14 protein-coding genes are annotated in these 12,465 nt (G+C 67.5%); 5 read left to right on the top strand and 9 right to left on the bottom strand.

All coding sequences use genetic code 11. The features are described 5' to 3' along the window. Positions 1-59: 59 nt before the first annotated feature. Entirely contained in the window at positions 60-848 is a 789-nt protein-coding gene (locus FHT36_RS14940; RefSeq protein ID WP_169123293.1) for a Bax inhibitor-1/YccA family protein, read from the top strand. An 84-nt stretch (positions 849-932) separates the two neighbouring features. Here the strand turns inward: FHT36_RS14940 and FHT36_RS14945 are convergent, their stop codons facing one another. Further along, positions 933-1,688 carry an SDR family oxidoreductase gene (locus FHT36_RS14945; RefSeq protein WP_169123294.1) on the bottom strand — a complete coding sequence of 252 codons (756 nt, stop codon included), beginning with the start codon at positions 1,686-1,688 and terminating at the stop codon, positions 933-935. Positions 1,689-1,774: 86 nt separating this feature from the next. Then, positions 1,775-2,887, bottom strand: coding sequence for a GTP cyclohydrolase II RibA (gene ribA, locus FHT36_RS14950; protein ID WP_169123295.1), 1,113 nt, complete (start codon positions 2,885-2,887; stop codon positions 1,775-1,777). A gap of 129 nt (positions 2,888-3,016) precedes the next feature. Here ribA and FHT36_RS14955 point away from each other — a divergent pair, with 129 nt between their 5' ends. From FHT36_RS14955 to ptsN, 4 genes are all read left to right on the top strand, one after another. Continuing rightward, positions 3,017-3,832 (top strand): RibD family protein, encoded by an 816-nt coding sequence (locus FHT36_RS14955; protein WP_169123296.1) that lies wholly within the window; start codon positions 3,017-3,019, stop codon positions 3,830-3,832. A gap of 16 nt (positions 3,833-3,848) precedes the next feature. After that, complete coding sequence (locus FHT36_RS14960) at positions 3,849-4,340, top strand: cytochrome b (protein ID WP_246702251.1); 492 nt, start codon at positions 3,849-3,851, stop codon at positions 4,338-4,340. 177 nt (positions 4,341-4,517) lie between these two features. Further along, on the top strand, positions 4,518-5,102 hold the full coding sequence (gene hpf / locus FHT36_RS14965; RefSeq protein WP_169123298.1) for a ribosome hibernation-promoting factor, HPF/YfiA family: 585 nt from the start codon (positions 4,518-4,520) through the stop codon (positions 5,100-5,102). Between the two features lie 394 nt (positions 5,103-5,496). Then, positions 5,497-5,961, top strand: a complete 465-nt coding sequence (gene ptsN / locus FHT36_RS14970) for a PTS IIA-like nitrogen regulatory protein PtsN (RefSeq protein WP_169123299.1) — start codon at positions 5,497-5,499, stop codon at positions 5,959-5,961. An 87-nt stretch (positions 5,962-6,048) separates the two neighbouring features. On the opposite strand, the gene FHT36_RS14975 is transcribed toward ptsN, so the two are convergent. The 7 genes from FHT36_RS14975 to FHT36_RS15005 all read right to left on the bottom strand — a co-directional run bounded on the left by FHT36_RS14975 (position 6,049) and on the right by FHT36_RS15005 (position 12,445). Further along, the gene (locus FHT36_RS14975) at positions 6,049-6,315 is read right to left on the bottom strand and encodes a DUF1150 domain-containing protein (protein ID WP_169123300.1); all 267 of its coding nucleotides are present in this window, start codon (positions 6,313-6,315) and stop codon (positions 6,049-6,051) included. A 43-nt stretch (positions 6,316-6,358) separates the two neighbouring features. Next, a complete protein-coding gene (locus FHT36_RS14980) occupies positions 6,359-6,784 on the bottom strand; it encodes an Hsp20 family protein (RefSeq protein ID WP_029556173.1) in 426 nt (141 codons plus the stop codon). Between the two features lie 141 nt (positions 6,785-6,925). Next, on the bottom strand, positions 6,926-8,566 hold the full coding sequence (locus FHT36_RS14985; RefSeq protein WP_169123541.1) for an FMN-binding glutamate synthase family protein: 1,641 nt from the start codon (positions 8,564-8,566) through the stop codon (positions 6,926-6,928). Positions 8,567-8,775: 209 nt separating this feature from the next. Beyond that, positions 8,776-9,699 carry a sugar phosphate isomerase/epimerase gene (locus FHT36_RS14990; protein WP_169123301.1) on the bottom strand — a complete coding sequence of 308 codons (924 nt, stop codon included), beginning with the start codon at positions 9,697-9,699 and terminating at the stop codon, positions 8,776-8,778. A gap of 165 nt (positions 9,700-9,864) precedes the next feature. Further along, positions 9,865-10,617: a glutamine amidotransferase gene (locus FHT36_RS14995; RefSeq protein ID WP_169123302.1), complete on the bottom strand. Its 753-nt coding sequence runs from the start codon at positions 10,615-10,617 to the stop codon at positions 9,865-9,867. Positions 10,618-10,629: 12 nt separating this feature from the next. Then, positions 10,630-11,106: a TerB family tellurite resistance protein gene (locus tag FHT36_RS15000; RefSeq protein WP_169123303.1), complete on the bottom strand. Its 477-nt coding sequence runs from the start codon at positions 11,104-11,106 to the stop codon at positions 10,630-10,632. A 295-nt stretch (positions 11,107-11,401) separates the two neighbouring features. Then, complete coding sequence (locus FHT36_RS15005) at positions 11,402-12,445, bottom strand: lysylphosphatidylglycerol synthase domain-containing protein (protein ID WP_169123304.1); 1,044 nt, start codon at positions 12,443-12,445, stop codon at positions 11,402-11,404. Positions 12,446-12,465: the final 20 nt, after the last annotated feature.

Genomic DNA, 12,465 nt, shown 5'->3' on the forward strand with positions numbered 1-12,465 from the left:
CGCACGGGCCCGGCCTCGGCCGGTCTTGGGCGTTTGAGATTTCTTCAAGGGGAACGACGATGTCCGATTATGATCGCAACGTCGCCGGGCGTTTCAACCCGTCGGTGGCACGCTCGCAGGCCGCGATCGACCAAGGGCTGCGGACGTACATGCTCAGCGTGTACAATTACATGGCGCTGGGCCTCGCCATCACGGGCGCGGCCGCGCTCGGCATTTACATGCTGTCCGTGACCACCGACCCGGCGTCGGCCGCCGGCCGCATTGCCGGCGGCATCATGCTGACGCAGTTCGGCTACGCGCTGTTCGTGAGCCCGCTGAAGTGGGTGGTGATGCTCGCGCCTCTGGCGGCGGTGTTCTTCCTGAGCTTCCGTATCGAGCGCATGAGCGTATCGGCCGCCCAGCTGACCTTCTGGGTCTATGCAGCGCTGGTGGGCGTCTCGCTGTCCACGATCTTCCTCGTGTACACCCACGAGAGCATCGTGCGGGTGTTCTTCATCACCGCCGCCTCGTTCGGCGCGCTGAGCCTCTATGGCTACACCACGCAGCGTGACCTCTCCGGCATGGGCTCCTTCCTGATGATGGGCCTGTTCGGCATCATCATCGCCTCGGTGGTGAACATCTTCCTCGGCTCCTCGATGCTTCAGTTCATCGTGTCGGTCGTGGGCGTGCTGGTGTTCGCGGGCCTCACCGCCTACGACACCCAGCGCATCAAGGAGATGTACTTCGCCGGCGACGACGTGGCCGTGGCGGGCAAGAAGGCCATCATGGGCGCGCTCGCGCTCTACCTGGACTTCATCAACCTGTTCATGATGCTGCTCCAGCTTTTCGGCGGCCGTAACAACGAGTGACGTCCCGCTGACGGAACGCACCGGAAACAAGAAGGCCCCGGCATTGCCGGGGCCTTTTTCGTTTCCGTCGGTGCTGAAGGAGGATCAGCCGCGGCCGATGAAGGGCATCTTGGTGGCCATCACCGTCATGAACTGCACGTTGGCGTCCAGCGGCAAGCTGGCCATATAGACCACGGCGCTCGCCACATGGGCGACGTCCATCACCGGCTCCACCTTGATAGAGAGGTCCGCCTGCGGCACGCCCGCCTTCATCTTCTGCGCCATGGGCGTATCCGCATTGCCGATGTCGATCTGCCCGCAGGCGATGTCATAGGCCCGCCCATCCAGCGACGTGGACTTGGTGAGCCCGGTGATGGCGTGCTTGGTGGAGGTGTAGGGCGCCGAGAACGGCCGGGGCGCCGTTGCCGAAATGGACCCGTTATTGATGATCCGCCCGCCGCGCGGCTCCTGCGCCTTCATCACGCGGAATGCCTCCTGGGTGCACAGGAAGGGGCCGGTGAGGTTGGTGGAGACCACCTGCTGCCACTGGGCGAAGGTGAGATCCTCCAGCGGGATCGCGGGGGCGCCGGTGCCGGCATTGTTGAACAGGAGGTCGAGGCGGCCGAACTTCTCCACGGTCGCGGCGAAGAGGGCGCGCACAGACTCGGGATCTGTCACATCGGTCGGAACGGCAAGGCTCGGCGCATCGCCCATGGCTGCCACGGTCTCTTCCAGAGCCTCCAGCCGGCGGCCTGCGAGGGCCACCGCATAGCCCGCCTCGGCCAGCGCCACCGCGACGGACCGCCCGACGCCCGAGCCGGCTCCGGTAACGATCGCGACCTTCCGTCCTGCCTTGCTCATGTGCTTCCTCCCGGTTCTTGGCCGGGCGGTTTTAAATCGTTTTGAAGCTGGACTACAAGGAGGATCAGATGGAGCGCGCGCCGGTCTCAGTCCGGCGCGCGGGCGGCGAGAGCGTCGAAATCGATGTAGTGGCCCGCGCGGTCGCGCTTGGAGGCGAGATAGCGGACATTTTCCGCGGTCGGACGGCCCAGCACGCGCTGGTCGGCGACCACCTCCAGCCCGGCCGCCTTCAGCGCCTCGATCTTCTGCGGGTTGTTGGTGAACACCCGCACGGCCGAAACGCCCAGCTGGCGGAGCATGGCGGCGGCGAAATCGAACCGGCGCTGGTCGAGATCGAAGCCGAGCGCGGCATCCGCGTCGTAAGTGTCATAGCCCTGCGCCTGCAGGGCATAGGCGCGCATCTTGTTGGAGATGCCGTTGCCGCGGCCTTCCTGATCCAGATAGAGCAGGATGCCGCCATCGCCCTGCGCCATGCGGCGGACGGTGTCGCGCAACTGGTCTCCGCAATCGCACTTCAGCGAACCGAACAGATCGCCGGTGAGGCACGCGGAATGCAGCCGCACCGCCACCGGCCGCGACAGGTCCGGACGCCCGACGATGATCGCCACCTGGTCGCGCAGGCCCTCGCCGCCGCGAAAGACGACGAACTCGGTTTCCGGCGCGCCTTCGAGCGGCACCGGCGCGCGGCCGACGATGGCGAGCCGGGCCACCTCTGCCGCCCGGAAGGCCATGATGTCGGCCGCATCCACGCGCGCGAGACCCGCAGCCATCTCCGCCGGGACGGAGCAGACGACAGCCGCGGGCAGCACCAGAGCCAATGAAAGCAGCTCAACCGCCGCGACATGGGCCAGGAGCGCGGGAGCGACCGGCGCATCGAGCCGGGCGTCGGGCTTGAGTGCGAGCTGCGCGACGCGTTCGGGGTCCAGGTGCGGCAAGGCGACGATGCCCGCCTGGGTCCGCGGGGATCCCATCCGGTTCAGCCGGGGCGCGGCCAGCACGAGGCAGGCATCGGCAGCACCGGCACCCTTGAGCACTCCGGCCATCTCCGCATCGAACGCCTCTGCCGCCACCATCACCACCGGGGCATCTCCGGCCGCGATCACAACGGCGCGAGCGGACCGCACCTCGGCAATGGCGCGCTCCACGGAAAGCCGCCCCGCGTCTGGCGCAAACCCAAGACCTTCAACGATGGACGCCATCTTGACCTCTCACAGCGGGAAACGCGGCCGGCCGGCGGCGCGAACGATCTGTCGTATCGGCAGGAGCGTAACAAACGGCATGATGACGCGTTCCTGATCGAACAGTCTGCTTACGCCGGGCGAGGACCGATGGATGACACGACCCTGCGGCTCCGGTCGCACAAGCGAGTGAGTGGATCACCGGTGCAGGAGAAGGAAGAGGCGGCCAATCTCCGCCCGCATGTCATCGCCCAGCTCGGACAGTCGCTGGACGGGCGCATCGCCACGACCTCGGGCGATTCGAAATATATCAACGGCCCCCACGCCCTCGATCACCTGCACGCCTTGCGGGCGTCGGTGGATGCGGTCGTGGTGGGGGTGGGAACGGTCTGCGCGGACGATCCGCTGCTGACGGTGCGCCGCATCGCCGGCGTCAGTCCGGCGCGGGTGGTGATCGATCCATCTGGCCGCGTCGCCCCCTCTGCGCGCTGCTTTGCCGAAGATGGCGCGCGCCGTCTTGTCTTGCGGAGGCGGACCGTCGTTGCCCCGGCGCTGCCGGACGGCGTCGAGGTGGTGCCGATGGACGACGCTCCCGCCTTCGATCCGTCTTCGGTCCTTCAGTCCCTCGTGCAGCGCGGGTTCAGGCGCATCCTCGTGGAAGGGGGCCCGACGACGCTCTCGGCATTCCTCGAAGCCGATCTCGTGGACCAGCTTCACGTTTTCGTGTCCCCGGTCATCCTTGGAGCCGGCCGCATCGGCTTGTCCCGAAAGGCATGCGACACTCTGGCTCAAGCGCTGCGCCCGAAGGCGCAGGTGCACGTGTTCGCAGACGGCGACGTCCTGTTCCGGTGCGACCTGCGGGAAAGTGCCCGTCGTGCCGGAACCACGGATTCGACGTCGCATCTGGAGGCTAGCCCGACCGATGACCAACCCGTCGCATCTCGAGCCCTACGCGCCGCCGGCTAGGCGGATCCACTGGATCATGGCGATCCTCGTGATCCTGGTGATCCCGCTGGGATTCGCCATGATGAACATGGATTCCGGCCCTACTCAGGACCGCCTGTTCGATCTCCACCGCTCCATCGGCTTCACCATCCTCTGCCTCGCGGTGATCCGCGTTCTGGTGCGCATCCTCAATCCGCCGCCCGCGCCGCCGGAAAGCATGCCGAAGGCGCTCTGGATTGTCGCCAATACGGTGCACTACGCGCTCTATGTGCTGATCTTCGTGATGCCCGTGCTGGGGTGGTTGGCCTCCAACGCCTTCGGCAGCGCGGTGAGCATCTTCGGTCTGTTCACGCTGCCCAACATCGTCGCCAAGAACGACGCCCTCGCCGATCTCTTCGGCAACTGGCATGCGCGCCTCGGCTTCGTCATGACCGCGCTCGTGATCATGCACGCGGGGGCGGGCCTTTGGCATGGCGTCATCCGCCGCGACGGGGTGCTCTCGCGCATGTGGCCGGGCCTGTCGCGCTGATCGAGAAGCCGAGGCGGCGGCTTTCGTTAACGATCGGCCATCCCAAAAAACCGTTCGGTTTCCGGCCGCTGTTTCCGTTGACATGCCGGCGAAGCACTCCTACCTCTTTAGGTAGCCGGCCGGTTTGCAATGCATGAGACGGTCCCTCGCGGGACCGTTCATAGGGGATCAAATCGCATGGCCCTACGCGTGTCCGGAAAGAATCTCGACGTCGGCGAAGCTCTTCGCCAGCGTTTGACCGAGCGGGTCTCGGAAGTCCTCGGCAAATACTTCGACGGTGGATGGTCAGGGCACGTCACCGTCACCAGGGACGGCTCCGGCTACCGCTCCGAATGCATGCTTCATCTTGATTCGGGCGTGAACCTCCAGGCGCACGGCAATGCGCAGGATCCCAATGCCTGCGCCGACGTGGCGGTCGAGAAGATCGAGAAGCGCCTCCGCCGCTACAAGCAGCGCCTCAAGGATCGTCACGGGCATGGCAACGGCAACGGAGCCGAGCATGCCGCCCAGAGCTACATTCTCAGCGCCGCGCCCGAGACCGAGACCGAAGAGGAATTGGTTGGCTGGAGCCCGACCGTGGTGGCGGAACAGGTGACGCGCCTGCGCACCCTCTCGGTGGCGGACGCCGTCGTGGAGCTCGACATCACCGGCGCTCCCGTTGTCGTCTTCCGCCACGCGGGCCATGGACGGGTCAGCGTCGTCTACCGCCGGCCCGACGGCCATGTGGGGTGGATCGACCCAGGCTCCGAGGAACTGCACTAGATCACGCGCGGGGGGCCTGCTCGCAGGCTCCCCGATGCGTGTCGAGGATCATGGAAGTCGAGCCCGGGCGGGAACGGTGCCCTCACGGGTCATGGCAATGCCGGGGGGCAGATGCTGAAAGCCGTACCGGAGCCCTGCGAAGCGGGCGGCCGGGACGCTTCGGAACAGCGCCGACCCGCCCAACGAATCTCTGCGCCTACCGCCCCGGCTTGAGCCGGAGCCTGGTTAACGCTAGATGGAGGCCGCATGAAGACCTCCGGGAGGGGCAACCCTCCCGCGTTTTGAATGGGGACGGAGCAATGCATCGGCGCTTTGGGGGCGCCGCCGCCTTTGACCCGTTCCTTGCGTCCGCCGCTTTACCGAGCCTCGGCCGCTCGCCCCAGGGACCTGATCGATGCCGCTCGCCGACCTCCTTGCCCCGGACGCAGTGTTTCCGATGCTGCGGGCGAGCAGCAAGAAACAGGCCCTGCAGGAACTCTCCCACCATGCGGCCCTCCTGATGGGCCGCGACCAGCGGGACATCTTCGACACCCTCCTGCAGCGCGAGCGCCTCGGATCGACAGGCGTCGGCAACGGCATCGCCATCCCGCACGGCAAGCTGCCCGGCCTCACCAAGCTTTTCGGCCTGTTCGCGCGGCTGGAGAAGCCCATCGATTTCGAATCGCTGGACGGTGCGCCGGTAGACCTCGTGTTCCTGCTTCTGGCCCCGGAAGCAGCCGGCGCGGATCACCTGAAGGCGCTGGCGCGGGTGGCGCGCATGCTGCGGGATCCGGATGTTGTGGAAAAGCTCCGCGCCACACGCGATGCCACCGCGATGCACACGCTGCTGACCGCCGCCTCGGCGTCCAACGCCGCCTGAGCCAGGACGGCAAACAAAAACCGGGCCGTCGCCGGCCCGGCTGAAAAATACTGAACTCTTAGGCTGCTGCTACCCGGCGCCACGCCGTCAGTGGACGCTGACGGTCACCAGTTCGTGCTGCATGGCATTGGCCAGCGCGGCCTCGCGGCTGTCGGTCAGCATGATCGGCGTGCCATCAGCGGCGTGCAGCGTGAACAGCGTCATGCCGGGCGCGATCTCGGGCGCCTGCGGAAACAAGGACGGCACGTCCTCGGACTTGATGCTGCGCACATAGGCGATCTCGCCGCCGCCCAGGACAGCCAGAGCCTCCGGGGTGATATCCGCCAGGGCTTCGTGTTCGGTATCGTGGGTCATCAATCTACTCCTCTACTCCTGGCAAATCCGGCATCCCTCCCCTTCAGGAGCGGGAGACGATGTCGATTCGCTTGGCGTGGCGGGCCGGCTCGGGGCGAACCAGATCCACGGACAGGAGGCCGTGCTTCAATTCGGCACCCAGCACATTCATGCCTTCTGCAAGCACGAAGGTGCGCTGGAACTGCCGGGCGGCGATCCCCCGGTGCAGGAAAATCCGGCCCTGTCCATCCTCGACCTGACGGCCCCGAATGGTCAGTTCCTTCTCCTCCAGCACGACCTCGAGCTGCTCCGCCGTGAAGCCCGCCACCGCCAGGGTGATCCTGAGGCGCAGCGGCTCACCGGCGGCTTCGATCCTCTCCACATTGTAGGGAGGATACCCGTCCGCGCTCTTGGCCACCCGGTCGAGCGCCCGCTCGACCTCGTCGAACCCCAGGAGAAAGGGGGACGACAGGGAAGACATCCGCGACATCGGCCAAAGCCCTCGTCAAGCGACTTTGCATTGCCGGGCATGCACCTATCCGGCCATGCCCGCCGGGACCCTTGCGGCATCCCGACGAGTTGCATATGGGGGCCACCCCCTCCCCCCGCAAGGCTCGATGCCGAGGCGAACTCAGGCGGCGCGGCGCGGGCCCACGGCCTGGCGTGGCGCGAAGCTGTCGGCGTCGGCGGCGCGCCACTCGGCGGCATAGGGCGTCTCGTCCGGCGCATCCAGAAGGGCACCGGCGGGCAGGAAGGTATAGATGCGGTCGAGCGCCTTCACCTCGATGGGGCTCACCCGGTGCCAGACGTGGTGGGGCAACAAGTCGCCGGGATGCTCCAGCCCCGCCGCGGCCACCAGTTCCGCGAGCGCATGAACGCTGTGGCGATGGAAATTCGCCACCCGCTCGGCCTTCTCGTCCACCACGAGACCGCGCTGCAGGTGGGGATCGTTGGTGGTCACGCCCGTCGGGCAGGTGCCGGTGTGGCAGCGCATGGACATGACGCAGCCGAGCGAGAACATGAAGGCGCGGGCCGCATTGCACCAGTCGGCGCCGATGGCCATGTTCGCCGCCATGGAGAAGCCGGACGTGACCTTGCCCGAGGCGGCGAGGCGCACTTCATGCCGGAGCCCGGTGCCCACCAGCGCGTTCCGCATCAGGATCAGGCCCTCGCGGAGCGGCATTCCGAGATGGTCGGCGAGCTCGTGGGGCGCTGCGCCGGTGCCGCCCTCCGCCCCGTCCACCACGACGAAATCGGGCTGGATGCCGGTCTTCACCATGGCCTTGGCGAGAGCGAACACCTCGCTCGGATGGCCGACGCACAGCTTGATGCCCACCGGCTTGCCGCCAGACAGCTCCCGCAGCTGCGCGACGAATTCCATCATCTGCGCCGGCGTCGAAAAGGCGGAGTGACGCGACGGCGAGATGCAGTCTTCGCCGAGGGGAATCCCGCGGATTTCGGCGATCTCCGGCGTCACCTTGGCGGCCGGCAGCACGCCGCCATGGCCGGGCTTGGCACCCTGGGAGAGCTTGATCTCCACCATCTTCACCTGGGGGTCGGTCGCGCGTTCGGCAAAGCGCTCGGGCGAGAAGGTGCCGTCGCGGTTGCGGGCGCCGAAATAGCCGGAGCCCAGCTCCCACACGATGTCGCCGCCATGCATGCGGTGATAGGGCGAGAGGCCGCCCTCGCCGGTATCGTGATAGCAGCCGGCGGTCTTCGCCCCGAGGTTCAGCGCCTCGATGGCGTTTCGTCCCAGCGAGCCGAAGCTCATGGCGGAGACGTTAAGAACCGAGGCGGAGTAAGGCTTTGCGCAGGCGCTGCCGCCCACCGTCACCCGGAATGGCTCGTGCGCCACAGGCGCCGGGGCGAGGGAATGGGTCATCCACTCATATTCCGCCGCATAGGTGTCGAGCTGGGTGCCGAAGGGCTGGCGGTCCTCTTCATTCTTCGCGCGGGCGTAGACGATGGAGCGGTCTTCGCGGTTGTAGGGCCGCTCGGACTGGTCGTCCTCCATCAGATATTGCCGCAGATAGGGGCGCATCGCCTCGAAGATCCAGCGCACCGAGCCGATCACCGGATAGTTGCGCAGGAGCGAGTGCTCGGACTGGGTGACGTCGAAAATCCCAACCAGAACAAGGGGAAAGAGCACGCAGAAGACGATGAGCCAGGCCTGGTGGGAGGCGAAGGAGAGCAGAAGGCTGACGAGCGCGATCACCGTCACGACGATGAACACGCTCCACCGCCGCAGCAACCCGCGGGTGCTGGAGGACATGAACAGGCCATCCGCACCGCCTTCGGGCTGGGGAGCGGACTTGTATTCGGGCTTGGTGGCGACGGGCATGGGGCGGTCTCCTTCGCCGCCAAGCTAGTCGATTTGGCGCCGGAGGGGAGCACCGGCGCAATAAAAAAGGCGCGTCAAATCAAGGGCATGAATGTGCGCTGCGGCATGAGCGATCCGCCCTCTGCCGCACTGCACGCGTCTCAGGCCGGGGCGTCGGCGTGGCTGGCGAAAACGTCTGCGAGGGCGCGCAGGCGCACGATCTGGTCGGGCAGTTCGCGCCAGTAGCGGCGGTTCAGCTCCAGGTTCACGATCGTTCCGGTGGGGAAGGCGCAGCGGCGGGCGACGAGGGCCCAGTCGATGCCGCCCCATCCGAGGGGGAGGTGCAGGTCGCCCTCGCCGAGGCCGGCCCGCTCCGCATCGTCGATGGCCCAGCTTTCCTGAGGCCTGCCAAAGCTTTCGTGGACATGGACATGGCGCGCGAAGGGGGCGAGGGCGGCGATCTCGGCGGCGAAATCCACCCGCGCGTCGGTGGCGCGCAGCAGGGCGTGGCTGACGTCCAGCGTGGCGCGGACGTGGGGGTGATCGATGGCGTCCAGCTCGCCGGCGAGGCGCGAGGGCAGCGCCGTCTCGCGCATGGTCTCGTAGCGGAAGATGTTTTCAACGCAAAGGGTTACGCCTGCCGCGCCGGCCTTGTCGCCAGCCCGCAGCAGGGCATGGCGCTGCCGCTCATAGGCCATGGCCACATCGTCGTCGCCCCGGACGCAGCCGGAGTGGAGGACGAGGTGGGGGGCGGCAAGGCTGCCGGCTATGTGGATCATGGCGTCCAGCAGCGCCTCGTGACGGGGCAGGCGCTCCTTGGGGCCCATGAGATTGATGGCCAGCGGCCCGTGCACGGTATAGCCGAAGGGGCGGTCGCGGGTGGCGGCGACCAGCCGGTCGAGGCGATCCTGCAGCACCCGGCCGTCCACCACCAGCGTCCAGCTGAAGGCGGGAAGCTCAACGAAATCAACGCCCAGGCGCTCGGCCTCATCGAGGGCGGCGGGCAGATCGTCGAATTCCGGCGACGTGGTGCGCACGGAATATCCGATACCCCGGATGGCGGGAAAAGGCGTGCGGGCGTCCATGGGCGATGCTCCCTCGGGGATTTTTCGCCTCAGGCTAGCGAAGAGAGGTGAGATGCCTGTGACAGCCGGCCGGCTCGGCCCACACTACAGGAGAATCGCCAAGGTTCAGCATCGATTCAGTGGGGGTATCGGTGCCATCAGGCACTGTCAGCTGCTGACACTCCCTCAGATACCACTTTCATCGTCGAGCGCGGTCGCGATCCCGGCATCTTCCCCCGTGGCGAAGATGGTGGCGAGGAATGCGTCGAGCCAGGTCACAACCGCGCCGTCATGAAGCGCCCATCCGGCGAGGTGTGCGTCCCCCGGCTGGGCGCCCTTCCGGCTGAAGCGGTGGGCGCCGCGCTCGATCCAGGTCACCATCATCTCCCGGGTCACCTCGGGATGGAACTGGACGCCCCAGGCGGCCCCCGCCCGGAAGGCCTGATTGGGGAAGACGGTGCCGGTGGCGAGCAGGTCGGCGCCGGGGGGCACGTCGAAGCCCTCGGTGTGCCAGTGATAGACATGGCTGGGCCACGGCATCAGCGCGGCGCCGGCCTCGGTGGCGCGGAGCGGGTAATAGCCCATCTCGCAGATGCCCTCGGCGTGGGGCGCCACCTGCCCGCCCAGCGCCCGGGCCATGATCTGGGCGCCGAGGCAGATGCCGAGGGTGGGCAGCTCCGCCGCCAGCGCCCGCTCCATCAGACGGGTTTCGGCGCGGATGAAGTCGCTCTCGTCATTGGCGCTCATGGGGCCGCCGAAGACGAGGAGGCCGGCATGGCCCGCGAAGGTGTCCGGCAGCGGATCGCCCAGCGCCGGACGGCGGACGTCGAGCTGGAAGCCGCGCGCCTTCAGGCGCTCGCCCACGCGGCCGGGGGTGGAGCGCTCCTGATGGAGCACGACCAGCAGCGTGCCCGGGCCCTGTTCCGGAGGTTGGTCCACGGCGGGCGCGCCTCAGACCGGCGTGTCGCCGCCTTCGGTCTCCTCGCGCACCTCGCGACGGATGCGGATGCGGTCGCGGGAGCCGACATTCAGAAGCTCGGCGGCGCGCCAGACGAGATTGTCCTCGAACTCGGAGAGGCCGCCGTCCGCATAGGCCACCTCGAACATCATCTCGACGATGCGCAGGCGCCCTTCCTCATCCAGCGCCCGGTTAAGCACGCTGGTGAAGGCGTAGAGGTCCACCGCCTCGGCGTCCTTGGCGATGGCCAGCTCCACCAGTTGCTCGGTCTCGGCCTCGTCGAGGGCGAAGCGGCCGGCGAGGATGGTCTTGAGCACGTCCCGCTCTTCCGGCGTCACCGCCCCGTCGATGGACATGACGTGAACCAGCAGCGCCGCGGCGGCGAGGCGATAGTCGCTCTCGTCAAAGGCGGCGGCCTCGCGATGGCCCCCGGTGATGTCGGAGATGAAGTCGGAGAGGGTGCGGAACATGCCTCTGTTTCCTGGCTCGGGGCTCCTTTCGCCTGTGCCATGCCGACCGTCATGGTGCAAGGGAGGAGAATGGCCCGATGCGGCGGAAGGCCCTCACGAACCCGGAAACAGCTCCAGGTGTGTCTCCGCGGTTCAGCCGAAACAGAGGGCGCGACAGATGTAACCCGGCACCTGCTGCTGCGCCGCGCGGATCGCGGCCGTGAGGCGGACGGTGTCTAAGGCGGGCGCGATGGACGTCGCGACACGGTGGGCGGACGGCTCCGCCGCAACGGCGCCGGAGCCGGTTCTGCGGGTGCTATTCCGCAGGCGTCTTGGACACCGCCGCGCGGGCCTTGGCCTCGGCCTTCTCGGCGGCGGCCCGCTCCTTGCCGGCGATGCGCAGGCCCAGTTCGCGGGCGCCGAGCAGGGTCAAGGCGAAGGCGAAGGGCACGATGTAGTAGAACAGCCGGAACACCAGCAGCGCGCCCAGAAGCTCGGCCTTGTCGAACTGCGGCAGCGCCACGAGCAGCGCCGCATCGAACACGCCGAGCCCGCCCGGCGCGTGGCTGGCGAAGCCGAGCAGGGTGGCGGTGACGAAGATGACCGCGAGGCTGATGGGGTCGATATAGGGCGAGGCCGGCATCAGCATGTACATGGCGGCGGCGCACAGGCTGAGGTCGAGGATGCCGATGCCCACCTGCAGCAGCGTGGTGGGGCCGCGCGGCAGCGTGACGAACCAGCTCGAGCGGCCGATGGTGCGCGGGGCCAGCGACACCCAGGTGATGTAGGCCACCAGCGCGCACAAGGCGCCGACGCCGATCAGCCGGTTCACGAAGGGCGGCAGCTGGTCCACGGCGGTCGCCGCCTCGGGATGCAGCGTGATGCCGAGGCCGAGCACGGCGATGTTGCCGAGCCAGAACGTGAGGCCCGCCACGAAGCAGATCTTCGCCACGTCGATGGCGCCGAGACCCCAGGCCGAATAGATGCGGTAGCGCACCGAGCCGCCGGTGAAGACGGTGAAGCCCACATTGTGCCCCACCGAATAGGAGCAGAAGCCGGCCAGCGCCGCCGTGCGGTAGGGCACGTGGCCCTTGCCAATGGTGCGCAGGGCGAACCAGTCATAGAAGGTGAGCGTCAGATAGGCGCCGGCCACCAGGAAGAAGGCGATGGCCACGTCGCGCGGGTTCTTCTCGCGCAGGGCATCCAGCACATCCGACCATTTGAGGTTGTGCAACATCCGGTAGAGCACGACGGCCGCGAAGCCGATCACGATCAGGCTCAGGATGAAGCCAAGGCCGTGCAGGCCCACCCGCTCCTTGAAGAACGTCGATACTCTCACCGCGAAAGTGCGCGTACCCATATCGTCACCGTTCCCCCCGC

This window comes from Xanthobacter sp. SG618 (assembly GCF_012932745.1).
In the GTDB taxonomy this organism is placed as follows: Bacteria; Pseudomonadota; Alphaproteobacteria; order Rhizobiales; family Xanthobacteraceae; genus Xanthobacter; species Xanthobacter flavus.